Source organism: Pseudoflavonifractor phocaeensis, assembly GCF_021531375.1.
Classification (GTDB): domain Bacteria; phylum Bacillota; class Clostridia; order Oscillospirales; family Oscillospiraceae; genus Lawsonibacter; species Lawsonibacter phocaeensis_B.
The window spans coordinates 15,016-41,047 of sequence record NZ_JADYTU010000005.1 but is presented as its reverse complement, the minus strand read 5'-3'; the positions used below and the strand labels follow the sequence as shown (position 1 = coordinate 41,047).

26 protein-coding genes are annotated in these 26,032 nt (G+C 51.8%); 17 read left to right on the top strand and 9 right to left on the bottom strand.

Translation table 11 applies throughout. The annotated features are described in order from the left end of the window. Positions 1-9: 9 nt before the first annotated feature. From I6E39_RS03410 to I6E39_RS03380, 7 genes are all read left to right on the top strand, one after another. Entirely contained in the window at positions 10-285 is a 276-nt protein-coding gene (locus I6E39_RS03410; protein WP_235380043.1) for a DUF4315 family protein, read from the top strand. Further along, positions 275-1,432, top strand: a complete 1,158-nt coding sequence (locus I6E39_RS03405) for a CD1107 family mobile element protein (protein ID WP_235380042.1) — start codon at positions 275-277, stop codon at positions 1,430-1,432. Before I6E39_RS03410 ends, I6E39_RS03405 begins: the two co-directional genes overlap by 11 nt. Before the next feature lie 120 nt (positions 1,433-1,552). After that, positions 1,553-2,251 carry a hypothetical protein gene (locus I6E39_RS03400; protein WP_235380041.1) on the top strand — a complete coding sequence of 233 codons (699 nt, stop codon included), beginning with the start codon at positions 1,553-1,555 and terminating at the stop codon, positions 2,249-2,251. A gap of 72 nt (positions 2,252-2,323) precedes the next feature. Next, entirely contained in the window at positions 2,324-4,426 is a 2,103-nt protein-coding gene (locus I6E39_RS03395; protein WP_235380040.1) for a DNA topoisomerase 3, read from the top strand. A 387-nt stretch (positions 4,427-4,813) separates the two neighbouring features. Beyond that, positions 4,814-5,218, top strand: a complete 405-nt coding sequence (locus I6E39_RS11200; protein ID WP_420908175.1) for an LPD16 domain-containing protein — start codon at positions 4,814-4,816, stop codon at positions 5,216-5,218. Between the two features lie 50 nt (positions 5,219-5,268). Next, positions 5,269-5,499, top strand: a complete 231-nt coding sequence (locus tag I6E39_RS03385) for a hypothetical protein (RefSeq protein ID WP_235380037.1) — start codon at positions 5,269-5,271, stop codon at positions 5,497-5,499. 230 nt (positions 5,500-5,729) lie between these two features. Further along, a complete protein-coding gene (locus I6E39_RS03380; protein WP_338127111.1) occupies positions 5,730-6,614 on the top strand; it encodes a tyrosine-type recombinase/integrase in 885 nt (294 codons plus the stop codon). Positions 6,615-6,846: 232 nt separating this feature from the next. On the opposite strand, the gene rpsI is transcribed toward I6E39_RS03380, so the two are convergent. After that, positions 6,847-7,251 (bottom strand): 30S ribosomal protein S9, encoded by a 405-nt coding sequence (gene rpsI, locus I6E39_RS03375; RefSeq protein ID WP_235380033.1) that lies wholly within the window; start codon positions 7,249-7,251, stop codon positions 6,847-6,849. Positions 7,252-7,267: 16 nt separating this feature from the next. After that, positions 7,268-7,699 carry a 50S ribosomal protein L13 gene (gene rplM, locus I6E39_RS03370; RefSeq protein WP_235380030.1) on the bottom strand — a complete coding sequence of 144 codons (432 nt, stop codon included), beginning with the start codon at positions 7,697-7,699 and terminating at the stop codon, positions 7,268-7,270. A gap of 343 nt (positions 7,700-8,042) precedes the next feature. Here rplM and I6E39_RS03365 point away from each other — a divergent pair, with 343 nt between their 5' ends. Then, positions 8,043-8,807, top strand: coding sequence for a tRNA 2-thiocytidine biosynthesis TtcA family protein (locus I6E39_RS03365; protein WP_235380029.1), 765 nt, complete (start codon positions 8,043-8,045; stop codon positions 8,805-8,807). 7 nt (positions 8,808-8,814) lie between these two features. Then, the gene (locus I6E39_RS03360) at positions 8,815-9,147 is read left to right on the top strand and encodes an RNHCP domain-containing protein (RefSeq protein WP_338127110.1); all 333 of its coding nucleotides are present in this window, start codon (positions 8,815-8,817) and stop codon (positions 9,145-9,147) included. Positions 9,148-9,753: 606 nt separating this feature from the next. Here I6E39_RS03360 and I6E39_RS03355 read toward each other — a convergent pair. The 5 genes from I6E39_RS03355 to I6E39_RS03335 all read right to left on the bottom strand — a co-directional run bounded on the left by I6E39_RS03355 (position 9,754) and on the right by I6E39_RS03335 (position 18,620). Further along, positions 9,754-12,519: a BPTD_3080 family restriction endonuclease gene (locus tag I6E39_RS03355; protein ID WP_235380028.1), complete on the bottom strand. Its 2,766-nt coding sequence runs from the start codon at positions 12,517-12,519 to the stop codon at positions 9,754-9,756. Continuing rightward, entirely contained in the window at positions 12,519-15,050 is a 2,532-nt protein-coding gene (locus tag I6E39_RS03350; RefSeq protein ID WP_235380027.1) for a site-specific DNA-methyltransferase, read from the bottom strand. Before I6E39_RS03350 ends, I6E39_RS03355 begins: the two co-directional genes overlap by 1 nt. Further along, complete coding sequence (locus I6E39_RS03345) at positions 15,051-17,045, bottom strand: ATP-binding protein (protein WP_235380026.1); 1,995 nt, start codon at positions 17,043-17,045, stop codon at positions 15,051-15,053. Positions 17,046-17,205: 160 nt separating this feature from the next. Beyond that, positions 17,206-18,030 carry a nucleotidyl transferase AbiEii/AbiGii toxin family protein gene (locus I6E39_RS03340; RefSeq protein ID WP_235380025.1) on the bottom strand — a complete coding sequence of 275 codons (825 nt, stop codon included), beginning with the start codon at positions 18,028-18,030 and terminating at the stop codon, positions 17,206-17,208. Next, complete coding sequence (locus tag I6E39_RS03335) at positions 18,027-18,620, bottom strand: type IV toxin-antitoxin system AbiEi family antitoxin domain-containing protein (protein ID WP_235380023.1); 594 nt, start codon at positions 18,618-18,620, stop codon at positions 18,027-18,029. The genes I6E39_RS03340 and I6E39_RS03335 overlap by 4 nt, the downstream gene beginning before the upstream one ends. Positions 18,621-18,899: 279 nt before the next feature. Between I6E39_RS03335 and I6E39_RS03330 the strand changes: the two genes are divergently transcribed. The 8 genes from I6E39_RS03330 to I6E39_RS03295 all read left to right on the top strand — a co-directional run bounded on the left by I6E39_RS03330 (position 18,900) and on the right by I6E39_RS03295 (position 24,199). Continuing rightward, positions 18,900-19,235 carry a plasmid mobilization protein gene (locus I6E39_RS03330; protein ID WP_235380139.1) on the top strand — a complete coding sequence of 112 codons (336 nt, stop codon included), beginning with the start codon at positions 18,900-18,902 and terminating at the stop codon, positions 19,233-19,235. Between the two features lie 223 nt (positions 19,236-19,458). After that, on the top strand, positions 19,459-19,842 hold the full coding sequence (locus I6E39_RS03325; protein ID WP_235380021.1) for a replication initiator protein A: 384 nt from the start codon (positions 19,459-19,461) through the stop codon (positions 19,840-19,842). Then, on the top strand, positions 19,832-20,227 hold the full coding sequence (locus I6E39_RS03320) for a cysteine-rich VLP domain-containing protein (protein WP_235380019.1): 396 nt from the start codon (positions 19,832-19,834) through the stop codon (positions 20,225-20,227). The genes I6E39_RS03325 and I6E39_RS03320 overlap by 11 nt, the downstream gene beginning before the upstream one ends. Positions 20,228-20,358: 131 nt before the next feature. After that, complete coding sequence (locus I6E39_RS03315; protein ID WP_235380017.1) at positions 20,359-20,568, top strand: excisionase; 210 nt, start codon at positions 20,359-20,361, stop codon at positions 20,566-20,568. A 121-nt stretch (positions 20,569-20,689) separates the two neighbouring features. Beyond that, positions 20,690-21,871 carry a tyrosine-type recombinase/integrase gene (locus tag I6E39_RS03310; protein WP_235380016.1) on the top strand — a complete coding sequence of 394 codons (1,182 nt, stop codon included), beginning with the start codon at positions 20,690-20,692 and terminating at the stop codon, positions 21,869-21,871. Positions 21,872-21,981: 110 nt separating this feature from the next. Then, positions 21,982-23,070, top strand: a complete 1,089-nt coding sequence (gene ychF / locus I6E39_RS03305; RefSeq protein ID WP_235380014.1) for a redox-regulated ATPase YchF — start codon at positions 21,982-21,984, stop codon at positions 23,068-23,070. A gap of 11 nt (positions 23,071-23,081) precedes the next feature. Next, positions 23,082-23,639 (top strand): chromate transporter, encoded by a 558-nt coding sequence (locus tag I6E39_RS03300; RefSeq protein ID WP_235380012.1) that lies wholly within the window; start codon positions 23,082-23,084, stop codon positions 23,637-23,639. Then, complete coding sequence (locus I6E39_RS03295; RefSeq protein ID WP_235380010.1) at positions 23,636-24,199, top strand: chromate transporter; 564 nt, start codon at positions 23,636-23,638, stop codon at positions 24,197-24,199. Before I6E39_RS03300 ends, I6E39_RS03295 begins: the two co-directional genes overlap by 4 nt. 58 nt (positions 24,200-24,257) lie before the next feature. Here I6E39_RS03295 and lexA read toward each other — a convergent pair whose 3' ends face one another. Together lexA and I6E39_RS03285 are read right to left on the bottom strand one after the other, a co-directional pair. After that, positions 24,258-24,875: a transcriptional repressor LexA gene (gene lexA, locus I6E39_RS03290; RefSeq protein ID WP_235380008.1), complete on the bottom strand. Its 618-nt coding sequence runs from the start codon at positions 24,873-24,875 to the stop codon at positions 24,258-24,260. 162 nt (positions 24,876-25,037) lie between these two features. Beyond that, the gene (locus I6E39_RS03285; protein ID WP_235380006.1) at positions 25,038-26,006 is read right to left on the bottom strand and encodes a DUF975 family protein; all 969 of its coding nucleotides are present in this window, start codon (positions 26,004-26,006) and stop codon (positions 25,038-25,040) included. Positions 26,007-26,032 lie beyond the last annotated feature (26 nt).

The following is a 26,032-nucleotide window of genomic DNA, read 5'->3' as shown; positions in this document are numbered from 1 at the left end:
GGAGGTTTTATGGCTACTAAGCTTGAAAGACTGGGCGAAGAACTGGAAAAGGCCCGTGTCAAATACGCCGAGTGGGGCCGCCGTGTGAAGGATCTCGAGGAGCGCTACTCCGAAGAGGAGAACTCCGTCATTCACACCATGGTCCATGCGGCAAACCTTACCCCTGAGCAGCTGGCACAGATCATTGCCATGGCCACTCAGGGAAATGTCGGAGCCTACCCGGAACGCATGGTTTCCGAGAATGAAGATTACGAAGAGGAGGATCGTTACAACGATGAGACTTAAGAAGATTATGGCAGGCTTCATGGCCTGCGCTACTGTGATGGTAGCCATTCCCGGAATGACTGCCTATGCTTATTCAGAGGAGGAAAATCAGACTACCACTGCGGCATCTACTGCAGAGACTACTTCCGATGCTGTGGAGATCGTCGATATCAGCGATGAGGTCGAGTGGGACGGAAACTTCACTATCGACAGCGACTTTTCATTCTCCCAGGAGGATATCATGGGCCTTATGGGCCTGTTCCTGGGAAGCAATGGCTCCTTGGCCGATAATCCTGTAGGTACCGTGACCGGTGTTGACGGCTCTTACCTGAATGTCCGCGATGGTGCCGGTAAGGAGTACCAGGTGCTGATGCATCTGTTAAACGGCCAGAAGGTCGAAGTGACCGGTGAGGACGGTGACTGGTATCAGATTACTGTTCCCGAGCAGGTCGGCTATGTGTATAAGGACTATCTGAATATCTCCAACATCAATCCCGACGGTAGCTTCAATATCACCATTGATCAGGAAGCACTGAATGGTCTGATGGATCTGGCAATGGGTCTGTTCTTCAAGGACACTTCCACCCCGCCCCTCACTCCCGATGGCAACCTGACTCTGCTTGATGATGTGGGTAGTCCTACCGGTGCAGGCAAGCAGTTCATCACCATGGTTACCAAGTCCGGAAATACCTTCTATCTAATCATCGATCGTGATGATAAGGGCGAAGAAAATGTCCACTTCCTGAACCTGGTTGATGAAGCAGACCTGTTCGCGCTGCTTGATGAGGACCAGCAGGCAGCTTATCAGAAGCCTACGGTAACTGTCCCCGCTGAGCAGACTCCGACTGAAGAGAAGCCTGCAGATGAGACTACTACCGAGAAGGAACCTGAGGCTAAGCCTGAAAAGAAAGGCATGAATCCCATGCCGGTCATTCTGGTCATTCTCCTGATGTTAGGTGCCAGTGGCGGTTACTTCTATCTGCAGACCAAGAAGAAAAAGACTGCCGAACAGCAGCGTCCGGATCCTGATGCTGATTACACCGAGGATGATGACGATGAGGATGTCTACGATATTCCTGAGGAGGACGAAGTAGATGACACTGAGACAGATTCTGAGGGTGATGATGACTATACTGAAAGCTATCAGCCTGATGAAGGGGACGAATAAGCGAAAGGGCGATGCCCGGGCGGCCGAAGGGTCGCCTGTTACATAGAAGTCCTATATATTGGACAACATTTTGTGTATAATCAATACAGAAAAGCAAAGAAAGAAGAAAGGGTCTTGAGTATGAAAAAGATTTTAAAGAAGTACTGGTTATACTTTGCTTTGTTGGTTGTAACAGCTATCGTTAGGATAAGCCCTGCAAGTATAGGTACACATTGGGATGAAGCAATAAATGATATCGCAATAGGCATGTTTGCTTCTGTGATGGTTGCCTTGTTTATTCAGATAAAAGACGATTGTTCAGCTGAACGAAAAAACAAAATAATAGCAAATAGGCTTTTTTATCCTTTATTGAAGAGCGTCTTTGAGTATATGGATTTATTTCCTTTTGCATCATGCTATCATGATCTCCAAAAAAGAAATGAAATCAAAACTTTTCCTGAGTGGAACGAGTATTATCTCCAAAGGACAAAAGAAGACTCAGAATTTGAGGGTATCTCGAAAGAAGACTTGACGTCATATATTGACAAGGTTAAAAAGCAGGCCGATGAACTCCTCAGTAATCAAGCGTGGTATCTTGCAGAAGGTGTTTTTTCGGTCGCAGATATAGAATTTGTTAAGGCTATTAGTACGATTTTCTCGACATTCAATCTGTTTCTTATCACTTCTAATTATTATAATGGGATAAAACAGCAAAATGATAATTTGATAGAGGCGCTAAGCAAGAGGCCTGAGCTTTCTAAAATCAAAACAGTTGCTCATGGATACGACTATAGGTTAGTCAAATACTTAGATGATAATATTTGGAAACAAGAAATATAATCAACTTACATACCTCTCCCTTCTCCCATCCCGGAGATTGGAGGGGTAATTTTTATGTAAGGAGGACTCGTCTTGAGCAAACTTGTTTTGGCTGAGAAGCCGTCTGTGGCCCAGAGCATTGCCAAAGTTCTGGGCGCGAACAAACGCTGTGACGGATATCTGGAAGGTAACGGATATATCGTCAGCTGGTGTGTCGGGCATCTGGTGGAGCTTGCAGCGCCGGAGGTCTACGACGAAAAGTATGACAAATGGAGACTTGAGGATCTTCCCATCCTCCCTGATGACTGGATCTATCAGGTCTCTTCTTCTACCCGCAAGCAGTATGGCATTCTGAAGGATCTGATGAAAAGGGCCGATATAGAAAGCCTTGTCTGTGCGACCGACGCAGGCCGTGAGGGTGAGCTGATCTTTCGTCTGGTCTACAATCAGGCGAAATGCCGTAAACCTTTTGAACGTCTGTGGATCTCGTCCATGGAGGATGAAGCCATCCGAGAAGGCTTCCGAAATCTTCGTCCGGGAACTGAATATGATGCTTTGTATGAAGCAGCCCTTTGCCGGGAGCGTGCCGACTGGATCGTCGGAATGAACGCCACCCGGTTTTTTTCATGCCTGTACGGAAGCACTCTGAATGTTGGCCGTGTTATGACTCCGACTCTTGGTATGGCAGTCATGCGTGAGGCTGAGATCATGGGTTTCAAGCCGGAGCCTTTCTTTACGGCACAGCTGAAGACCAGGGATTTTGTTGTAAGCAGTGAACGCTTTAAGGAGCAGGCAGCTGCACAGTCCGCCATGGATTCCTGTCTTCAGAGTCATTGTTTTGAAGTGGTTTCCGTAGAACGTAAGGAGAAATCAGAAAAGTCACCTGCTCTTTATGACCTGACTTCCCTGCAGCGAGATGCCAACCGTATCCTCGGCTTTACTGCTCAGCAGACCCTGGATTACACCCAGAGCCTGTATGAGAAAAAGCTGGTGACCTATCCTCGTACCGACAGTCGGTTCCTGACAAATGACATGGAACCTATGCTCCCTGGACTGATTATGAAGGTTGCGGCGAAGTTCGGTGCATCCAGTTGTCTACAGAATGCGGACAACCATACACAAACTCATACAAAGATTGTGTGTGATAGTCAGATGGTCACTGATCACCATGCCATTATCCCGACGAAGACCTGCCTCTCTGCAGCTTTCTCAGAGCTTCCGTCCGGAGAAATGAAGGTGCTGAACCTGATTGCTGCCAGACTGCTTGCTGCAGTGAGTGATCCCCATCGCTATGCGGAGACTGTAGTGAAGCTTACCAGTGCGGGTCGGGAATTCTCTGTTAAGGGCAAGGAAATCATTGCCGATGGTTGGAAGGCTGTGGATCAGTTCTTTAATCCCAAGGAGAAAAAGAACGATGATAAGGAGCCGAAGGTTCTTCCTCCTTTCGAAAAGGGAATGATCATTCCTATCCTCTCCGGCGAGATCAAGGAAGGAAAAACTCAGGCTCCGAAGCGGTTCACGGAAGATGTGATCCTCTCCAAGATGGAGACTGCCGGTGCAGATGAGATGCCGGATGAAGTCGAGCGAAAAGGCCTTGGAACTCCCGCAACCCGTGCTGGTATCATTGAAAAGCTGGTGCAGAAGGGCTTTCTGGAGCGAAAGGGTGATAAGAAGACCAAGTATCTGGTTCCCACTCACAGGGGCAATTCTCTGATTACGGTCATGCCGGAGATGATCCAGTCTCCGACGATGACAGCCGACTGGGAGCAGAAGCTTTTACTGATCGAGCGGGGCGAATATGATCCGGAGGCGTTTATGAAAGAGATCACGGAAATGATCGAAGGACTGATCAGAAACTATGAAGTTGTGAAAGGAGCAAATGTACTGATGTCTGAGAATAAGGTAATTGGCAAGTGCCCGCACTGCGGGGCCGAGGTGATCGAGCGCAATAAGGGCTGGTTCTGCAGCAACAGAGAATGCCGCTTTGCCCTCTGGAAGGACAATGCCTACTTCTCTCGCTTGGGCAAGCATATGACCGGGCAGCTTGCAGAGAAACTGGTTCGTGACGGCCGGGCTAAGCTGAGGGACTGCAAGAGTCAGAAAACCGGCAAGACCTATAATGTCACCGTGCTCATGACCATCGAAGCAGACGGCAGGCCGCAGTTCTCCTTGGAGTTTGACAAAGGAGGAAAGTAAAAAGTGAAGAACGAATTCGATGAGGCCCTCTACCTGGTAGACGGGTCTTATTATTTTCACCTCGAAGAGGTAAAAGAGGGCTTTCGCTATGCGGCATACGATGCGGACACCAAGCAGTTTCTGGCATCGGATCTGATTCGCAGTGAGGATATTCTGGAAAGTCCGATCCGAAATCCAATCGCCGCAGCAAGAATTCTTGCCTTTGAGGACTATGGCGCTTACGGGCTTACCGTGCAGAGCGTGGCGCTGAAAACGCTGGAGAAGATCCCGGAGGCCAGGCGTGCCTATCGCAGAAAGCACGGCCATGACTCCCATGATCACAGCATCCGTTTTATCAACAGCTCCTATGATGAACTGTTCCGCATCGACAACGGGACCTGCATCCAGATGACCTATCCGGATGGAGATCTGATCCGAAAATGTGAGTACGTGGATGACTATCACACCAGGGTTGGCGGCGAGCTCTATCATATCTGTCAGTTTGCGGAACTGACGGAGCAGAACAACTGCCTTGTGCAGCCGGAGCACGAGATGCTTACCGATACTTCCGGCTGGGAGATCCAGGGCAAGGGTTATCTTGCCATTCAGGAATATGATTCCGGCTGGGATTACACGGTCTGTGACCTGGACTTTCACGAGATTGACGGCGGTCAAATCGATGCTCCGGAGCTGTCCATGCTTGCGGTAAGAAATGTCATCCTGCCCTTCGTGGATCATTTCCCGACGGATCTGGAGCTCTACCGTATCATGACCACAAAGCTGTCCGAGGTGGCAGAAGCAAAGGCGGTGTGATATGGCAAAGAAAGCGACCAGGCTCCATTTCACAGAGGATGTGCCTGATATTGGAGGATTTCCGGGACGAACGTGAGAAGCTGGAAACCTACTGGACAGATCAGGATGGCTTCGACCGCTGGATGGAAAAAGAGCTGGCCTACTATGCGGAAGCCAAGCTGCAGGACAGGGAAGTGGAAGTTCTCACCGAGATGGAGCGCATCCAGCGCCGCAACGAACTGGATCGCCAGCGGCTGGAGCAAATGAAAAAGGCTGCCGAGGAAAGCGGCAGCCAGCAGTGATGAAGGGAGAGTACCTTCAAATTCTATCTTTAGTCACTGGGAGAAAGGAAGTTTGATACTATTTGAGATTACCCAACGGATATGGAAGCGTCAAGAAAATGTCCGGAAAACGAAGAAGGCCCTATGCTGTCAAAAAGACCGTAGGCTGGCATTGGGACGAAGCGAAACAGAAACAAATTCAGGAGCAAATCACTATCGGTTATGCGGCCACCAGAGCGGAGGGCCTTCAAATGCTGGCGGAGTACAACAATAACCCCTTCGATGTGAAAGCGTCCAAGGCCACCTTCCAGGAGGTCTATGAGTGCTGGTCCAAGGGGAAGTATCCCACCATCTCGGCCTCCAATGTGAAGGGCTATGAAGCCTCCTACAAGGTGTGCGGAACGCTATACCATAAGGTGTTCCGGGAGATCAAGCTGGCGGATTTACAGCTTGTGGTAGACACCTGCGGGAAGAACTATCCCACCTTGAAGAAGCTGAAGGGCCTGTTCAGTCAGCTGTATGACTATGCCATGAAGAATGACATCTGCAACAAGGACTATTCCGAGTTTGTGGATATTGTCCGGTACAAGGACAAGAATCCTGACAAACGTGATCGGAACAAGTTTACCAAAGCCGAGATCAAGCGGCTATGGGAGCTGGCGGAGGACCCGTTCTATCAGATCGTGCTGATGCTGATTTACAATGGTTGCCGCATCTCGGAGTTTCTGGACTTGAAAAAGGAAGATGTCCACCTGGAAGAACAATACTTCGATGTGATTGCCAGCAAGACGGAAAACGGTCTGCGGAAAGTCCCGATTGCAGACAAAGTGCTTCCATTTTACAAGGCATGGTATGAAGGCTCCAAATGCGAATACCTGCTGCATACCCCTGACCAGAAGCACTTTGACTACAGAAACTATTATGACAGCTATTTTACACCCCTGATGGAGCAGATCGGCTTCAACCACACGCCCCACGACACCAGACACACCTGTATCTCCATGCTGACAGAAGCGCATGTGGATCAGACCATGATTAAGAAGATTGTCGGACACTCCGGTGCCATGACGCTCACCGAACGTGTTTACACCCACTTGGACATTGAGACCCTGGTGGAGGCAATCAACCAAATTTAAGAGAGTACACCATGAAAACAGCTGATAGCAAAAAAGCAGGAGATGTTCTCCTTGCGGATACATCTCCTGCTCATCAGGTTTCGGTTTTCGCTTGCGATATTTGTTCCTTGCTTGCTCCTTGCTCGCTCCTTACGCAGTCAGGCACAGCGCAATCCAGGAACGCTCAGAACTCCAAAAACTTCGATAAATCCGGCGAAACAGCGTCCTAAGACGGACTGAAAAGCGATGGAATTTATCTCTTGGAGAACTGGGGAGCACGACGGGCAGCCTTGAGGCCGTACTTCTTGCGCTCCTTCATTCTGGGGTCGCGGGTCAGCAGGCCGGCGGCCTTCAGGACGGGGCGGTACTCCTCGTTGACCAGGAGCAGGGCGCGGGCGATGCCGTGGCGGATAGCGCCGGCCTGGCCGGTGACGCCGCCGCCGGTGACGGTGGCGACGATGTCCACCTTGCCCAGCTGCTCGGTGGCGACCAGGGGCTGGCGGACCAGCAGCTTCAGGGTCTCCAGACCGAAGTAATCGTCGATGTCACGGCCGTTGATGGTGATGGTGCCAGTGCCGTTCTGGAACAGATGGACGCGGGCCACGGAGGACTTCCGGCGGCCGGTGCCATAGAAATAAGGCTTCTTGCTCTTATACATGATCTAAATCCTCCTCTTACTCGGCGTCCCAGACCTGGGGCTTCTGGGCAGCATGCTCGTGCTCGCCGCCGCGGTAGATGTGCAGGCGAGTCAGGGAGTCCTTGGTGATGACGTTGCGGGGCATCATGCCGCGGATGGCCAGCTTCATGGCCAGCTCGGGCTTGGTCTGCATCAGGGTGCGGTACTTGACTTCCTTCAGACCGCCCACCCAGCCGGAGTGGGTGCGGTAGTACTTCTGATCCAGCTTCTTGCCGGTCAGAACGGCCTTCTCGGCGTTGATGACGATGACGAAATCGCCGCAGTCGGCGTGGGGGGTGTACTCGGGCTTCCGCTTGCCGCGCAGCAGATCGGCGGCGAGGGCAGCGGTCTTACCCATGGGCTTACCGGCGGCGTCCAGGACATACCAGTTCCGCACGATGTTCCCCTTGTTTGCCATGAAAGTGGACATAGGTGAAACCTCCATTTTCCTCTACTTAAAACTTATCTTAACCACTGGGTCTGTGATAAAAATAGTTCGCTCCGACTCTGTACAAGCGGAGCGTTTTGTATTATAGTACGGGGGTATTCAAGTGTCAACGGATTTTTTGGAAATTTTTAATTTAACACATTGAAATCTCTTGTTTTCTTCTGATTTCTCTTGAAAGCTCGCTGATTTTCGATTTCGATTTTCATTTTTTCAAAATGAATTTCCACGAAAAAGAGGAAAAACCAAAGAAAATCCCGCGGTTGCCCCGGCTTTTTCGGATTTTTTCCGAATACACCCAACATTTCCTTCAGAACAGGAGGCGCCTATGAACAAGATCCTATCTTTGACCCGCCGGTGCGTGGAGGACTATGACATGATACAGTCCGGAGACCGGATCGCCGTGGGGGTCTCGGGAGGCAAGGACTCTCTGACATTGCTGGCCGCCCTGGCCAAGCTGCGGGAATTCTATCCCGTCCCCTTCACGGTGGAGGCTATCACCCTGGACATGGGCCATGCTGACGGCCGGCCGGGGATGGACTTTTCGGCGGTGGCCGACTTCTGCCGGGAGTTGGACGTGCCTTACACTATTATAGACAGCGAGATCCACCATGTCATCTTTGACCTGCGGAAGGAGAAGAATCCCTGTTCTATGTGCGCCAAGATGCGCCGAGGGGCGCTGCACAACGCCATGCTGGAGCGGGGGATCACCAAGATCGCCCTGGGGCACCACTATGACGACGCCATCGAGACCTTCTTTATGTCCCTGATCTTCGAGGGGCGGCTGTCCTGCTTCCAGCCCGTCACCTACCTGGACCGGACGGGTATCACCCAGATTCGGCCCCTGCTGTACTGCGGGGAGAACCTGATCCGCCACACGGCGGAGAGGCTGAACTTTCCCGTGGTTTTCAACCCCTGTCCCGCCGACGGCAATACCAAGCGGCAGGAGATCAAGGAGCTGGTCTATGAGCTCCAGGGCCGCTACCCCGGGCTGAAGGCCCGGGCCTTCGGGGCCATGCAGCGGCTGCCCCTGCCCGAGTGGGGCCCGGTGGAGCACCGGCGGCGGCCTCTGCCCGAGGAGCTGGAGGACTGAGAGGCCGGTGGTCCCGGAGGGCGTGGGCAGAGGCCATCGGAATCACTGCACCAACTGCCTGACCAGCCTCCATGTGGATCAGGAGCCCGGTGACCGGGCCTCCGACTGCGGCGGGCTTATGGACCCGATCGGCGTCTGGGTGCGAAAGGGCGGAGAGTGGGCCGTCATCCACCGCTGCCGCGGCTGCGGCAAGCTGGATTCCAACCGGACGGCAGCGAACGACGACCCCATGAAGCTGATGTCCATTGCCCTGCGGCCCCTGGCGGAGGCGCCGTTCCCGCTGGAACGAATAGAGGAGCTGGTCGCCCTGATGGGCGGAGAAGGCAGCCTGAGCAAGTAGGACCCAAACCGCAAGGGGCAGCCCATTGGGCTGCCCCTTGCATGTGTTTTTGCCATCCCCAGTCATTCTCTGGACGCCGGGGAGACAGAGAGAATGCCAGGACAGAGACACAGGGCCCTGTCCTTTTGGCCGAATGGTGCGGCCGCGGCCCCACGAATACACTGCAAGGCGGTCTGTTCAGCAGACATTATCATGGAGAAAACGGTGTAAGAATGAAAAAACGGCGGTGCCTGGTGGAAATAGCCGGCCTTTGCCCTTGCAAGTTCCCGGTAAACCGGATATAATATTTGGGCCAATGACTAAAACTGCCAACGGAAAAGAGGAAACGCCGTGAAATTAGGTATCGGCGTATCCGAGCCGGTTTCATAAGGATCTCCGCCTCTGTGATGAAAGCCGCTGACGCTTGAAAACATTGACTTTTATAGAAGTCACGGCAGTATGAAACCCACCGGTTTTCACTGCGGATCCATACGCCAATGGCGTAAAAATGGAGTAGAAATTTTAACGGATTTACAGGGTAAAAGGCCACCACTACACAAGCGAAAATGAACGACAACAGGCATGACTGGCTTTGGTCATGCCTGTTGTTTTGCGTTTAGATTTTGCTCAGATGTATCTGGCAATGATACCATCCACATCAGCGATGTTATAAGAAACATCATTGCACCATTCGCCATACTCACCCAAACTATTGACTGCGGAAACCCACTCGGACAGAGCCTTTCGCTTCTCCTTATCGCGGCGAGTTTCTTGCCCCTTTGTTTCAAGAATCAGTGTTTTTCCGTTATCCAATCGAATCAAGAAATCTGGAAGATACTTTCGGACGACACCATCGAAAACATATAAAATCTCAAATCCAAGATGGTCATTCTTTGCCCACGCGATAACATGTGGATTCTTTTCAATCACATAACTCTCTGTGGATTCCCATGCGCTGTCAAACACACAATGGCTGATTTGCGAAGTCTTGGTTATGTAGCACGGTTTGCTTGTAAACCAGGTAGGCATATCCGCTGTGGATCGGATTTTTTTGTTGGGGTCAAAAATAGGTGCGATTTTTTCCGTCTGCTCCAGTTTGATGAAACTCCACAGGTGCTGAACAATCTTGTTCATATTCATCATGTAGATAATTCGCTGACGCACGGGATCTGTATTAAAGAGCGGCGGATTGATTACAATGGCACCAGATTTTAGATATTCCTCCACAAGTCGAATGACCTGTCCCAACAGAGCAAACTTCGTTGCCTCGTTTTGCCACGATGTTTTCATCAGATCGTAGACCTGTCCAGATGCTTCAAAAACAATGCGCTGCATACGCAGTTCCGCATCCAGTTTCTGTAGATCAATTTCGGTACACTTCGTCAGATCCGTTTTGCCGTCAATGATCGGAGCAAGGTCAGCTCTCAATCGGGTATCTGCTGCATTCAGTTCCAGCGTATCAATTTTGTCCAAATCTACTGTTAACTGTGGTTTGAACACACGATCCAATCGGATGATATTGGGCCAGCGAATCTCATATTCAGAGCGCTCTTTTAATGCCTCGACCTGAGTTTTGGGCGGAGTCGTTGGAGGCGTTCCTTGTTCATCCGATTCATGAGGCAAAAAGGTGAAGGGGATTCCAAAGATATTGACATATTCCGGCGTAAACATGTCACTGCCTTCAGCCAGATCATAGCTGGTCCGGCGAAGGCCACGACCAACAACCTGTTCGCAGAGAAGCTGGCTGGAAAACGCCCGCAATCCCAAAATATGTGTTACTGTTTTTGCATCCCATCCTTCCGATAGCATGCCTACAGAAATCACATTTCGAATTTGCTCGCCTCGTTTGCCTTTTTGGCCAACTGTGTCAACAGTCTCACGAAGAATTGCTGCTGCATCTGCTTTGCTAATTTTTGCTTCACTATCTTCGTCAGCAGTTGGCGCAACCACGTTTGTAGCCGCGTCCATTGTCTTGGAGTCAATATGGATTGTTAAATTCGAATCGCAGAGTTCGGGAACAGGAATACGCCCATGATCGAATGCATATTTGATACGTGCAGCAGTTTCCGTCCTGTTTGCTACAGTAATCATCACCGGAGGGACATCTGCACCAGCATCTTTCCATGCATAATACAGGGCCTGCCAATCCTTTCCCAGAAGGTAATACGCCTGCGTAAGCAAATCAGGCAAGGGTTCTTCCGGGTCGGCAGCGCGGTTGATATCATCCTTAACGGTTTCATCTGCATAGATGTGGTATAACTTTGACCGAAAACTTTCTGCATCCGGTGTTCCGTCATCTCGTACAACAACGCGCGGTGTTTTTACCAGTCCGGACTCAATACCATCATTCAGTCCAAAGTCGCTGACGATCCATCCGAACAGGGCTTCTTCATCGTTCTTTTTTCCTGAAGGAGCAAAGGGCGTAGCAGAGAAGTCATAGCAAGAGAGGATCCTCCTGGTCTTGTGAATGCGATCCAAACCGCTAATCCAGATAGTGGCCTGCTGTTCTGCTTCCTTTTGTTCCTTGGTAAGCTTCACCTTGTTTTCCGGGTTCTTGCGCCATGCGTGGTGGGCTTCGTCATTGATGACCAGAATGTTGGAGGCATTAGCCATTTCGCCCAGAACTTCGCGGGTATAGGCTTCATCGCTCTTTGCGCCGCGCTTATCAACACTGCGCCTCTTGGCAATGGTCTCTTCGCTGTCCCATGCCAGAGCCTGCCAGTTTGTGATCATGACTTTACCCTGATGCAGCTTGTCCATCAGTCCGATAGGAACGATGTTGAACTGGACATAGTAATTATCATCGCCGCCTGTTTGCAAAACCTGTAGGCGGCTCTTGACCGTCAATCCAGGCGCAACAATGAACACATACTTTGTAAAGCGCTTGTCCTGTGGATATGTAACTTTATTGCAGATCATCCACGCGATCAGCATGGCCATGACCGTTGTTTTACCGCCGCCGGTACAGAGTTTGGTACATAGGCGCCGGAATGCTCCGCCATCAGAAGGGATATCAATGCCGACCTTCTCCGCATCAGGAGCCTCGGTCAGCCAGATCAGTGTCTCTATGGCATCCATCTGGCAGTAGAAGAACGGATACTGCCGTGCATCTTTATCGTTCCAGTGTTCCAGCAGCTTTCTTGTCACGCCAGTCACACCGGGATAGCCTGCCTCACGCCATGCTTTCACACGGGGACGGATCCGGTTGACAAGTGGAAGTTCGATAAACTGCCCAATGTCATTGTACTGGTTGGAGCCTTGGCCTGCTACGAAATAACCGGCAGGACGACGGCCTTCCTCGCGGATAAAGGTCTGTCTGTTCAAATCATACTTCCAGTGATGTGTCGGCTCACGGTATGCAGAGTTAATAATTAACTGATCAATGCCTGCCATTACTCATCACCTATCCTTATCACCTTCAGGCTTTCAATGCCGCGATCATCAATGATTTTCACAGCAATACGGGTATTCGGTTCTGCCATAAACCACAGGGATTCATTACCGGCATACTTTTCAATTAAATCGGGATCAATTTCGGCTTTCAGAGTCTTGGCCAGCTTGTTCCAGCCGTCTTTTTTGCCGCCCATGGGGAAGAAGACCTGTTTCGGTTCAATGCACATGCCGTCATAGTCGGTATCCAGCATCCACATGGCAATTCTGGATGTGCTGCCGGACTCCACAGTACCCTTCTTCACATCGTAGTAGTCGAAGCCATTAACCTTGACCTTGAATTTGCGCTTGCTGCGGCCATCACGGATCAGTTCCACATCCGGCTGACCCACCAGCCAGAAGGACTGGTCGGAGGAGCGCTTCTTTTTCAGATCTTCTGTCATCAGATCGGTATTCATCTGCGCTTTCAGGATCGTGACGCCCGGCCAATTCATTTCGTCAATATCCTTGGCGGCTTCCGGATCAAACTGAAAAGCTGCAAAGATAATCAGCTTGGGAGCAGGGCGCAGAGTTTCTGCCTCATCCAGCGCCATAGCCACCATGCGGGAATCCAGAGGCTTTGTCTCACCGGCAAAGCAGATAACAGCACGGCGGGGCGTCTCTTCTTTGGTTTCCGCCTCTGCCTGCAGGAATTTTGTGCCGGAAAGCGGTTCTACCCGGCTGAACTCCAATCTATTGCCGCCACGGCCAAGGATACCGGTGGCCAAAAGCTGGTCACGCCAGTCGGTCTGCTTGGCGCTGAAGTCTTCTTCAATATCACCGATGTCATCCAAGGGCTTCACAACGGGTGCAGGAAGTGCTTCGACCGTAAATGGGCCTGTGATACGGATCTTGGTTTTGTCGATCTCCGGTTGATCGTACAAAACTTCTCGCGCTGTAGGCTCGTTTTGAGCAATAGCTTTAATTGTGACATGTGGAACGGTTTTGTATTGAAAACCACTTTCTACACCTTGCGCTTCATGGGCGAGCTTATAGTAATCGTAGGTAGCAGTTAACAGACGCTGTTTTGCCAGTGTAATAGCAACCCTTGATGTATCACAAGTAATCCATCTGCGTCCCCATTGTTCTGCAACATATGCCGTTGTTCCACTACCACACGTTATATCAAGCACAAGATCACCTGGGTCGGTAGTCATCAACATGCATCTCTGAATTGGCTTGGTATCCGTTTGAACAACATAAATCTTTCCGGATACACCAACAGAATCACTCCACAGATTTGTGATACCTTTAACTGGAAAATCCTCGTGATATAGCTTGTAGCGCAATGCATTTGCAGTAGCATACAGTCGCCCAGCCTTTTCAAGTCTTTTCATTCCTTCAAGATTGGTTTTCCAGCTTTTTCCTTGCGTCGGGGAATACTTTTTGCCGTTAAATTCGTAATCGAAAACACAACTTTCAGTTCTACCAGAAGAAGATAAATCCAGGCTGGTGAACACGCGACTTCCCTTGGGTAAAAGGGACGGATTTTCCCGCTCCTCTTTTGCGATTGCTCTGGTGCTTCCATCTGCAAGTTCAACCACGCTAAATTGAGGAGATTCTGCTAAGGTTTGATTCTCGAAAATTGCACGATACTTGAATGCTCCCGAGAAATCTTTAGCATACCAAACAATATAATCACTTACATTTGCGATGTACTTGTTCCGCAAAGGAACCTTCGTTTGGAAAGTAATCATACTCACAAAATTCTGTGCTCCAAATACTTCATCGCACAAATTTCGGACATAGTGTAGGTTTTCATCGCTAATTTGAATAAAGACGCTGCCGCTCTCGGTTAACAACTCTCGTGCCAGTTTCAAACGACTTCTTAAATAAGATAAATAGGAATGAATACCCAATTCCCAAGTATCTCTAAATGCCTTTATCATTTCCGGCTCTTGGCTTAAATCATCGTCTCTACGGTCTTTTACATCTTTTTTATCAACGAAAGGTTGAAAATTGGAGCCGTATGTGATACCGTACGGTGGGTCAATATAGACCATCTGAACCTGACCGGCCATACCCTCTTTTTCCAGGAGAGAGTTCATGATGACCAGACTGTCACCGGCGATCATGCGGTTGGTCCAGTTGACACCGTGCTGATAGAACTCAATACTTTCTCTGCGGCGGCGCATACGCTCAGCCGGGGTTTCAGCCTCGAACATGGACTGCTGACCTTCCACTTGTCCTTCCAGTGCATTGGAGTATTCCTTCATGACACGCGCCACGATACTGTGGGGCTTGATGGACTCATGAATATGAATAGAGGAAGTCGGGACATCAAAACTCATACCCTCAGCCTTGCCTGCCCATTGCAGGGTCGGATCCAGATGAGGATCAAACTGATAGGTCTTGACCCTTTCCTCTGCCTTATCATGCTGTGCCATTCCGACCGGAGGATTGTTTGTGCGCTTTTTATCATCATGGGTATATGCTTCAACGTCGCGCATTTTTGCGGCTTCAGCATCTGTCAGCTGCTTCTTTGGACGAGCCATTTATTTGTCCTCCTTTTCCTTGGTTGGGAATAGTTCTGCATGCTTGGCGCGCAGATAGTCCACAGCAAAATTTGGATCATCACTCAGCTGGTGATTTAGTTTCTTGCGGAGATATTCATATTTGAGCTTGTTGTCCTGAATAATCTTCGACCATTCAAATACAGAAATAGAAATGTTTCCGGCATTGTAGTAATTACCGTCACCAATAACTTGATTTTCGAGGGCACTTCGTACCCGCTGATCAAGGTCCTGACCAAGCAATATAAAATGCCATTTAGTGCGGTTTTTATCAAACATTGGATTATCTGCCACTGTCAGGGCATAGTCTCGAATCTGATCAAGTTCCTTTAGGGTTAGGGTTAACGTCGGCCTTTTGAGTTCAATGACCAGATGTTCAAAGTTCTCGTAGCTGGGACAAATCTGCTGAAACAAACAAATGTCTGGTATACGAGTCAGATCATCTATGGCTTCAGGCGGGATTTCGGGGAGCAATTCATCGCGACCAAGGCACTTAATGTGCGCCTTCAGTAGATTTCTGAGCGATTGATCTGAAGTTCCAAGTGTGTATTTTTCTCCGAAAATCCACAATTCTTTCAGCAGCACCTTATGGAACTGGGTTCGTTCTTTGATTGGTGCACCTATCGAATTGTTATACACCATCTGTTCGAGCACCTGCAGAAATACAAGCCTGTCACTTACTGTTTTGGCCGTATCGATGATTTCCGGCAGATGCGTATGTGTAAGTAGCTCGGCCAGATCATCCTGCTGTTGCTGTGTCAGATTAAATACTTCCGTTAAAATCGTTTTGATGCTGGCTGGATTTGTATTGATCGCCTCGCGCATCAGGCGATAGGTCAGCTTTTTGGTTTGCCTGGGAGATGTTTTCAGTTGAGGAACGGCGCGGTTTACCTGGACTGCAAGCACATCAAAAACATCCCGTTCGGCTTTTCTTATTTCGTCTTCCGGCTCGCCCTCGTAAGGATAAATACCCTCTTCCTTGATGCGTGTTACCTCTGTTGCAGCATCATCTGCCTCCTGCTCCCCTATGAGTTCTTTCGCAAATTTTTTCGCCTCATCCTCAAAATAGGCATACGCAGGGTTTGCCCTACCCATTGCCAGCAGGTTTTCGCGATGCATATGCTCAAAGAGATCTCCCATGAGGTAGATAGAAGTAGAAGATTTCTGCAGTGGACCGTAATCTAGCTCTGCATATACAACCCCGGAATTACCACAGATAAATAGTTTGTTGAATTGTGCCTGCTTCCAAGTAATCGCGCTGACCCTTGCTTTTACTGGGCCTTTTCCTTCTTCTACAAAAACGAGTTCTTTTTCGTCTTGCTTCTTGATTTGGCGTACAGGGTCTATCGTTGCACCGTCGTATTTGATGGTGATATCCGTATATGCCAGCAGATACGGAGCGAATGTTGTCAAAAGATCCGGCATCATTTCCATTGGATCAGTTATTTTGGAAATTGCGCCGATCTTATCATCGGCAATCCCGTGAATATGAACGGTAGTTCCAGTATGCTCTGCATCTGTTTTTCCAGCAGTTTCGCTATAGCGGATATCCATGCGAGAACCCGAGTTAATGTGGACTTCGCTTGAATAGAGGTTGCCATCTTCATCTCTGAACACAGAAAGCCAATCGACAAAGTTTCCGGCGGCCATCGCCTTATAGCGGCCCTGTCCGAGTTTGCCGTGATAAATTCGTCCTGCGGGGCTTTTTTCGGCAACACTTTTCCGAGAGAGTCCATATTTGCCGAAATATTCCTCGATGCAGTCAACCGGAATGCCGTGACCGTCATCTTTTACATAGATGTCAGACACGGTTTCTGCGCCGGGAAGACCGGCATATCCAAAAGTTACTTCAATGTTCTGAGCGTCTGCGTCGCAGGCATTCCAAATCAGTTCTTTGATGGCTTCACGGGGGGATCCCTTTATACTGCGTTCAAAATGCTCTTGCGTGATTTCGACACTTATCGATTTATATGCCATAACACCTCTCCTTTTTCCGGAAGAAACAAACAAAAGGTTTTTGTCGTTGTTTGTCGAATAGACGATTTAGGAAGCGTTGTAAACCAAGGGGTTAGTGCGCCCATTCGCACCCCTGAGGTGGAATACGCCGCATTATTTCGAGTCCGGGTCGCCGGGAAACTTACGCCACCAGCGTTTTCAGAATTTCAATGATCTGCTCATATTCAATATCTGAGGCATAAGCAAACTGCTTGCGGTATTTATCCCACATGACGCGGAGTTCCAGGTTTTCTTCGATGTTGTGCAGTATTCCAGGGACATCTGTGATCTGCTCCGCAGTGCCGCGATGCTTGGCTGTTGCACTCAGCGCCTCAGCAAACACGGCTTTATCAAATTTCTGTGTTGTGGTCAGTATGTAGGCATCATAGAAATCTCTGGGGCGGGTATTGAACACACCACGCCGCAGGATGGTTTCCACCTTTTCTGCCATGACTGTTTCAATGTTATACGCCCACAGCTCATAGGACTTTTCATCATCAAAAATCTGCGTGAAGCTGTACTGCACCGCGTGAGGTGTGATGGCATCGCCGGTGGACACATCAATGCTCAAAGGAGTAACCAAGGTGTCGAACCTGGCAGTCAGCGCCACACGGTAACCTCCGTAAATATCGTCCTCACGGATGGGAGAGATGGTTCCAATCTCGAATGCCACGCCATCGTCCAAAGAAATGGCGCAGACCTGCTCCAACGCACTGCGGATCGCATCCGGTGTGAGGGGCAGGTTTTTCAATGTGGTGTCCAAGTCCATCGTAGCCCGGTTGTCCAGACCGACGATGGCCGCCACCAGCATACCGCCCTTCAAAACAAACTTTTCTTTGTATTCAGAAGCGGACAGGCGCACCAGTAACCGCTCGAACATATAGTTCTGCAGAATGACCTGTGCCGGAATATTCTTCTGTTTTGCGATGTTGCGGATCTTCGCTTTCAGACTCATTGCTTTGCTCACAGAAGCACCTCCAAATACTGCCGCAGGACATTTGCCACGCGCATTTTCTTCGCATAAGAGTGAAGTTTGTTCAAATCCTTTTTGGGGCTGGCGGCGTAGAGCTTCAAGGCGGCAAGAAATGTTTCCGTACCTACTTTGCTGCGGCTGCGGATCATGTCACAGATTGTGCGCTCAAGGTCATACACCGGCACTTCGTTTCCAGCGGGTGTGTTCAGCGTAGTCCGGCCAAGATCAAACAACTCTGGCTTGATGTAATAGATTTTGCACTCGTTTTTGATTGCTGCCGATACCGTGTAATCGGACGGCACTGTGATCGTATGCTCAAAGGGTGTCCGATCCGAAATGCCATGAAGGAACAGGGCAGTTTCGTGGGAAAAAATGATCTGATTGGAACGTTTGCTGATGGACAACAGCTCATCCTGCATATCGTCGGGCAGGATGTACTGTCCCTGAACGATTCTATGAATTTTATCTTCTCTGCACAGTTTATAAAGCATGGCTTTGGAGATGCCGTGCGCTATGGCAGTTTTCGTTTCAATGATACCGCCATGTTCCTGAGCAATGGCGGCAAGCTCGGCCATGTAATCCATATCGATCACCTCGCGATACCAACTTAAAAATATTATAGGCGATTTCGTTATCAAAGTCAACAGCGCAAGAGAACTTTTACAATGAAATAAATCATAATTTCGTTATCAAAGTAAACACAATAAGGGCTTGGGATATTCCCAAAATCTCCGAGTGTACGGACACCGGATGTGCTTGCTATTCTCTGAAAAACTGAATCATCTTCGTTATCACGCGCTCTCGATTTCAAAACCGAGGGCGCTTTTTATTTTCAAAATGACTCACAAAGGGGGAATTGAATGATGAAAAATCGCACCAGACCGGTCCGCGTTGAGTTCCGTGTCACCGAGCAGGAATGTCAACTAATCCGGAAAAAGATGGAGCAGCTTGGCACTAAAAATATGGGAGCCTATCTTCGCAAGATGGCGATTGACGGCTACATCATCAAGGTGGATTACACCGAGCAGAAAAAGCTGGCCGCTGCCGTCAGCAACGTGGCTGCTAACATCAATCACATCTGCCGCCGCATCAATCATGCCGGGCGATTCTATGCAGACGATGTTGCCGAGCTGAAAGCCAGACAAGCCGAGATCTGGCAGCTGCTGAAACAAAGCCAGAAAGACGAGATTCCGCCATAACGGGATTTTCCATGTGTGGGTTTTCCGTCACCGGATTTTCAGACGATGGATAAGCTGACACTCCGGAGCGTCCCGTTGTTGGATTTCTGGACAACGGTTTTCGGCACGGCCACCGGGGATGAAATTCATCCCCTAAATAATAAGAAATAAATAATCTCTCAAGAGAATCATCCATCAATCCAATCAATACCGGATTGGATAGGATGGATGGGATGGAGGCGTTATGAAAAGTTTTTGCAAGTTTACTGTGAAAAGCTCGGCGGCTTCTTACATACCGCTGCCACGATTTCTGTTGCAGGATGAACAGCTGCGGGACATCAGCAACGATGCCAAGGTGTTATATGCCCTCCTGCTGGACAGAGCAAGCGTATCCCGGCAAAACGGATATGTTGAGCCGGATGGAACGATTCGTCTGTACTTTACGCTGGAACAGGCACAGAAGAAGCTGCACCGCAGCCGACAGTGTGCTACCCGGATCTTCCGCGAGCTGGAATACAGCGGTCTGATCATTCGTAAGAAACAGGGCCTCGGCAAACCGGCAGTCATCACGCTGAACTACCCGGCAGACGCCAAGCTCATCACGAAGGAGGAAACCGATGAAAAGTGAAGTTACAAATACGAAATACCCGGCGAAAACACTGCCGCGGCTCACGCCCGGACAAGCCCGAAGCGTCCGAAAGCTCACCCACCAGTGCTGCAACAACGACAATGGAAACTGCCTTCTGCTGGACGATGGCGATCCCTGTGTCTGTCCGCAGACCATATCCTACAGTCTGATCTGCAAGCACTTCCGGCGCGGAGTTCTCCCGCTGGAGCCGGAATTGGAGGACGCGATCCTCCGTCCCAAAGGGACCCGTCGCTGCAAGGTCTGCGGTGCATACTTTATGGCCGGTTCCGGACGAGCCAAATACTGTGTGGAATGTTCCGCCAAAGTACACCGAAAGCAAAAGGCAGCACACGCCCGAAAAAAGAGGTCAGGCGTAGACAATTAACCCCTCGCAAACCCTTTGTACACAAGGCTTTCCAAAGGCCACTTTTCAAGAGCGCGTATGTTTTTACTTAACCCCCGAAAAAACCGATTCAAACCGTCTACATTTTTTGATTGATGAAAGGAGTCAAAACCATGGAAAGCAATAAGATCGAAAGAGTTCCCATTCACCTCAAGCTGGCCCTCACCTCCAAGGAGGCCGCCGAGTACAGCAACATCGGTATCAACAAGATCGACAGTATGCTCCGTGCGCCCAAGTGTCCCTTCGTCCTGTTCGTCGGTACGAAAAAGCTGGTCAAGCGCAAGGAGTTTGAGCAGTACATCAGTTCCAAGCTGGTGATCTGAGCGAAAAAGCGGCGACTGGCCGCAAGAAGTTTTGAAAAATGACCTTGAGAGAAAGAGTGCATTGTGTTATACTTATGTTGTAGTGGTGTGCTCTTTTCTCCCAGGGAAAAGGAGTTCATACATGGGAAAGAATCTCAAAGGCAGAGAATGTGGCAAGGGTATCTACCAGAGGAAGGACGGCTTATACAGCGCCCGGTTTGTAGACAGAGCCGGTAAGCGGCATGAGAAATACTTCCAGACGGTTCCCGAAGCAAGAAACTGGATCGCCGATGCAAAGTATGCGGATGCACACGCGGAGGTTTTTGTCGGCACCGATATTACGGTGGATGAGTGGTTTGATTTCTGGATCGAGAATATTGTCGGAGATTTGGCTCCCAATACGCTCCGCAACTACCGTGACAGATACAAGCACAACATCCAGCCGGTGATCGGCAGGATAAAACTTACGGATGTGAAACCCATGCACTGCAAAAAGGTATTCATCGAAATGGATGCCGATTATTCCGGATCCACCATCCGTCAGGCGTACATCACCATGGGGACGATGCTGAAAGCGGCGAAGATGAACGATCTCATCTCCAAGCATCCCATGGATGGGGTAAGGTTTACCAAGCCTGTCCGTGCGGCAAACGACATCAAGTTCCTCACTCGCGAAGAACAGCGTATCTTTCTGGAAACGGCCAGACGCTCTCACAACTATAACCAATATGCGTTGATCCTCGAAACGGGGCTGCGCACTGGCGAGCTGATCGGCCTGACATGGGATGCCGTTGACTTCGGGAAGCGGACGCTGACGGTGAACAAGACGCTGGAGTTCCGGCACGGTACAAAATCGTGGCGGGCGGGACCTCCCAAAACGCCCAACAGCTACCGTACCATTCCGCTGACAGACACGGCCTATGGCATCCTCCGTGAAGTGTGGGACAGCCGGGAAGAACGAAAATCTTCTCCTGTGTTGGAGCAGACTTTGGAGTACATGGATCGTCGAAGCGGCAGCATGGCAAAGCTGGTGATGCGTGATCTGGTCTTTATCAACTGGCGTACCGGAGAACCGGCAAAGAACAGCTCCTATGACACCCACCTCTACAAGCTCTGCGACGAAGCGGGAATTGGGCGCTTTTGTATGCACGCGCTGCGTCACACCTACGCCACGCGGGCGATTGAAAGCGGGATGCAGCCCAAAGTACTGCAAAAGCTGCTGGGACACGGCAGCATCAAAACCACCATGGATCGGTATGTCCATGTGACAACCGAATCTCTGGATCAAGCGGTACGGCAATTTGAAATGAATGGGGTTATCTGAATGAGAGCCGCGGTTCTGCACCAAAATGGCGTAAAAATGGAGTAGACACCGAAAGCCACACACCCGGAACCCCTTGAAAATACAGAGAAAACAAAGGAGAATGAAGATATATGAAATTAGGTATCGTGGGTCTGCCCAACGTGGGCAAGAGCACCCTGTTCAACGCCATTACCAACGCCGGCGCCGAGAGCGCCAACTACCCCTTCTGCACCATCGACCCCAACGTGGGCATGGTGGCGGTGCCCGACCACCGTCTGGACAAGCTGTCCGAAATGTACCACCCCAAGAAGACCACCCCCGCTGTCATTGAGTTTGTGGACATCGCCGGGCTGGTAAAGGGTGCCTCCAAGGGCGAGGGCCTGGGCAACAAATTCCTGGGCAACATCCGCATGACCGACGCTATCGTCCATGTGGTCCGCTGTTTCGACGACGAGAATGTGATCCATGTGGAGGGATCCACCGATCCCCTCCGGGACATCGACACCATCGACCTGGAGCTGATCATGGCCGACCTGGAGATGGTGGAACGCCGTATCGACAAGGCGAAGAAGGCCGCCAAGGGGGACAAGAAGTTCCTCCAGGAGGCCGCTGATTTCGAGGGCCTGCGGGACTGGCTCAACGACGGCAAGTCCGCCCGGTCCTATGAGGCGGTGGACATCGCGGAGGAGTACCCTGACTGCGAGCTGCTGTCCCTGAAGCCGGTCATCTACGCCGCCAATCTGGACGAGGATGGGTTTGCCGATCCCGAAAGCGTGGAATACTATAAGCTGGTGGAGCAGCGGGCAAAGGTGCAGGGCGCCCAGGTCATCCCCGTGTGCGCCAAGCTGGAGGCGGAGATCGCCGAGCTGGAGCCCGAAGAGAAGAAGATGTTCCTGGACGACCTGGGCATTGCCGAGTCTGGCCTGGACCGGCTGGTGAAGGCTAGCTACACCCTGCTGGGCCTCATCTCCTACCTGACCTCCGGCGAGGACGAGTGCCGCGCCTGGACCATCAAACGGGGGACCAAGGCGCCTCAGGCCGCCGGCAAGATCCACTCCGACTTCGAGCGGGGCTTCATCCGGGCCGAGGTGGTGTCCTACGAGGATCTGATGGCCTGCGGCACCATGGCCGCCGCTCGGGAGAAGGGCCTGATCCGCTCCGAGGGCAAGGAGTACATCGTCCAGGACGGCGACATCATTCTGTTCCGGTTCAACGTGTAAGGGGATATGTTGTGAGCATCTATCTGGACCTGTTTCTGACCTTTGCGAAAATGGGAGTCTGCACCTTCGGCGGCGGCTACGCCATGCTGCCCATCCTCCAGCGGGAGGTGGTGGAGAAGAAAGGCTGGGCCACCAACGAAGAGCTCACCGACTATTACGCCATCGGCCAGTGTACTCCCGGCATCATCGCGGTGAATACCGCCACCTTTATCGGCTATAAGTATAAAGGTGTGCCGGGCGGCATTCTGGCGACCCTGGGTGTGGTGGCGCCCTCCATCGTCATCATCACTGTCATCGCCGCGTTCCTGACCAATTTTGCCGACATCCCGGTGGTGCAGCACGCTCTGGTGGGCGTCAACGCCTGCGTGGTGGCGCTCATCGCCTCCAGCGTCATCAAGCTGGGCAAGTCCACGGTCAAGGACGCGGTCACTGCGGCCATTTTTCTGGCGGCGCTGATGCTGGCTTTCTTTGTGGGCCTGTCGCCCGTCATCCTCATCGTCTGTGCGGGTGTGGTGGGCTATGTGGCCCGCCGGCTGGTGAAGCTGTCCGGGGGAGGTGCGGAGAAATGATCCTGCTGCGCCTGTTTTTCGAGTTTGCCAAGACCGGCCTCTTCGCCGTGGGCGGCGGCCTGGCCACCATCCCCTTCCTCCAGGACCTGGGCGCCCGTACCCAGTGGTTCAGCGACGCGGATCTGACCACCATGATCGCCGTGTCCGAGTCCACCCCCGGGGCAATGGGCGTCAACATGGCCACCTATGTGGGCTATGCCACCGCCGGCGTCCCCGGAGCTGTGGTTGCCACGCTGGGGCTGGTGTTCCCCTCCATTGTGGTCATCATTGTGATTGCCGGCTTCCTGCAAAAGTTCCGCCAGTCCAAGACGGTGGACGCGGTCTTTTACGGCCTGCGCCCCGCCTCCACCGCCCTCATCGCCTCCGCGGGCCTGACAGTGGCCACCGCGGTGCTGATCACGGTGGGCGGACTGGAGGAGCACCTCTTCACCGTCCACTGGCCCGCCCTGCTTCTGGCAGTGGCCGTGTTCGTGTGCCTGCGGTATACCAAGTTGAAAAAGCTCCACCCCATCGTGTTTATCGGCATCTCCGCCCTGGTGGGTGCGGTGTTCCGGTTTTGATCCGTAAAAAAACCTCCGCCTACGGGCGGAGGTTTTTGTGTTTCCGGTTGTGTTTCAATCAGTACCGCCGTACCACGGCCACCACCTTGCCGATGATCTCGGCTTGGGTGCCGTCGATGGGCTCGTAATCCGGGTTCTCGGGCAGCAGCCAGGTCTGGCCGTCTTTCCGGCACAGGGTCTTCACCGTGGCCTCGTCCTCAAACAGGGCGACCACGATCTCCCCGTTGTGGGCGTCCTGCTGGCGGTGGACCACAACCAGGTCTCCGGGCAGGATGCCGGCGTTCAGCATGGACTCGCCCCGGACCCGCAGGGCGAAGTGCTCCCCGGACAGCCCGTTGGTGTCGAAGGTGAGGTAGTCCTCGATGCATTCCTGAGCCAGGATAGGGGAACCGGCGGCCACATTGCCCAGGATGGGGACCTGGTTGGCGTGGGGGTCCGTTTCCTCGGCCACCGGGCCCAGAGAGGCGCCGGGAAGAGAGATGGCCCGGGTCTTGCCCTCGGCCTTGACGATGACGCCTGCCTCCTCCAACCCCTTCATGTGAAAGTGGACGGTGGAGGGGGATTTCAGTCCGACCGCCGCGCCGATCTCCCGGACGGAGGGGGGATAGCCGTGATCGGTGGTGAAGGCCAGGATATAATCATAAATCTGCTGCTGCTTTGCGGTCAGTTTGGCCATAGGAAAGCTCCTTTCGCGCAGACGGTGGCAAATCAATTCTTGGGTGTATTTTATCATACATTTGTGCTAATGTCAAACGAATGTTCTTTCCCTAGGCAACGAAATCCGTAAAAAACCGCCCGCTGCGGCACTACGTAGCGGGCGGTATGACTGTTGCCATGCTCAGAGGAGCGGGGCGCCCTCACGCTGAAGGCGGAGCCGGGCGTCGTAGAACCCGGCGCGGGACACGGAGCGGTAGGGCGTGAGCCAAAGGAAGACCGGCAGGGTGACCAGATCGGTGAGAACCGCGGTCCCCACTCCGCCGGAGACGGAGCTGTACAGAATGAACAGGTCGTTCTGAGCCTGGGTCAGCCCAAGAAAATAGGTGGTCGCTCCGCTCTGCCAGAGGAAGTAATTGGCCAGCAGCTCGGGCAGTTCCGCCGCAGGGAAGGCGGCCAGAGTCTGGAAAAAGCCCGCGTGCCACAGGGCGGCAACCAGTACCAGGGCGGCCAACAGCAGGGAGAGCAGGCTCCAGCCCACGAAGGAAAACTCCAGCTTGAACAGCTCCCACTTCCAGCCCCGGGTCAGCTCCACGCTGCGGCGAACGGCGGCGCCGCCTCCGTCGTCGGGGCTGTCGGCCAGCAGATAGGGAGCCAGGGAATAGCGCAGCGTAATGGCCCAGACGGCGGCGGAAAGCCCGATGACCAGAAGGAGCACCAGGGGATAGAGCAGGGCGGAGTTCAGCAGCAGGGAGGCGTATACCAGCGGGAATACCGCTACGATGCTCAGAAGCACAGACCAGCACATGATCCGCCCCAGGATGCTCAGCTCCATCAGAATGACCCGGCCTGCCACGGAGAAACCCTGAAGCAGGGATCCCAGCCCCGGGTCCAGCCGGCGGCTGGTCCACAAGGACCACAGGTCGAAGCTGAATTGGACGATGACCACATAGAGGGACATGAGGATGCTGCAAAACAGGGAGACGGTAAAGGCGGCCTCCTCATTGGTCAGAAAAGGGATCAGCTGGTTGGGCAGATAAGACAGGCCCGTGGTCATCAGGAAATAGACCAGCGCGACCACCCAGAAGCGGGGGCGGGTAAGGCCCATGGCCTCCCGGGCCCGTCGTTTCAGTTCCTTGCGGTCGATTTCCATAAGCGGCAAAACTCCAATCTGTTTCT

Coding starts and splice junctions, on each gene's coding strand:
- I6E39_RS03410 (WP_235380043.1), top strand. CDS start 10: ATGGCTACTAAGCTTGAAAGACTGGGCGAAGAACTGGAAAAGGCCCGT.
- I6E39_RS03405 (WP_235380042.1), top strand. CDS start 275: ATGAGACTTAAGAAGATTATGGCAGGCTTCATGGCCTGCGCTACTGTG.
- I6E39_RS03400 (WP_235380041.1), top strand. CDS start 1,553: ATGAAAAAGATTTTAAAGAAGTACTGGTTATACTTTGCTTTGTTGGTT.
- I6E39_RS11200 (WP_420908175.1), top strand. CDS start 4,814: ATGACCTATCCGGATGGAGATCTGATCCGAAAATGTGAGTACGTGGAT.
- I6E39_RS03380 (WP_338127111.1), top strand. CDS start 5,730: ATGCTGGCGGAGTACAACAATAACCCCTTCGATGTGAAAGCGTCCAAG.
- rpsI (WP_235380033.1), bottom strand. CDS start 7,251: ATGTATAAGAGCAAGAAGCCTTATTTCTATGGCACCGGCCGCCGGAAG.
- rplM (WP_235380030.1), bottom strand. CDS start 7,699: ATGTCCACTTTCATGGCAAACAAGGGGAACATCGTGCGGAACTGGTAT.
- I6E39_RS03365 (WP_235380029.1), top strand. CDS start 8,043: ATGAACAAGATCCTATCTTTGACCCGCCGGTGCGTGGAGGACTATGAC.
- I6E39_RS03355 (WP_235380028.1), bottom strand. CDS start 12,519: ATGGCAGGCATTGATCAGTTAATTATTAACTCTGCATACCGTGAGCCG.
- I6E39_RS03350 (WP_235380027.1), bottom strand. CDS start 15,050: ATGGCTCGTCCAAAGAAGCAGCTGACAGATGCTGAAGCCGCAAAAATG.
- I6E39_RS03345 (WP_235380026.1), bottom strand. CDS start 17,045: ATGGCATATAAATCGATAAGTGTCGAAATCACGCAAGAGCATTTTGAA.
- I6E39_RS03335 (WP_235380023.1), bottom strand. CDS start 18,620: ATGGATTACATGGCCGAGCTTGCCGCCATTGCTCAGGAACATGGCGGT.
- I6E39_RS03330 (WP_235380139.1), top strand. CDS start 18,900: ATGAAAAATCGCACCAGACCGGTCCGCGTTGAGTTCCGTGTCACCGAG.
- I6E39_RS03325 (WP_235380021.1), top strand. CDS start 19,459: ATGAAAAGTTTTTGCAAGTTTACTGTGAAAAGCTCGGCGGCTTCTTAC.
- I6E39_RS03320 (WP_235380019.1), top strand. CDS start 19,832: ATGAAAAGTGAAGTTACAAATACGAAATACCCGGCGAAAACACTGCCG.
- I6E39_RS03315 (WP_235380017.1), top strand. CDS start 20,359: ATGGAAAGCAATAAGATCGAAAGAGTTCCCATTCACCTCAAGCTGGCC.
- I6E39_RS03310 (WP_235380016.1), top strand. CDS start 20,690: ATGGGAAAGAATCTCAAAGGCAGAGAATGTGGCAAGGGTATCTACCAG.
- ychF (WP_235380014.1), top strand. CDS start 21,982: ATGAAATTAGGTATCGTGGGTCTGCCCAACGTGGGCAAGAGCACCCTG.
- I6E39_RS03295 (WP_235380010.1), top strand. CDS start 23,636: ATGATCCTGCTGCGCCTGTTTTTCGAGTTTGCCAAGACCGGCCTCTTC.
- lexA (WP_235380008.1), bottom strand. CDS start 24,875: ATGGCCAAACTGACCGCAAAGCAGCAGCAGATTTATGATTATATCCTG.
- I6E39_RS03285 (WP_235380006.1), bottom strand. CDS start 26,006: ATGGAAATCGACCGCAAGGAACTGAAACGACGGGCCCGGGAGGCCATG.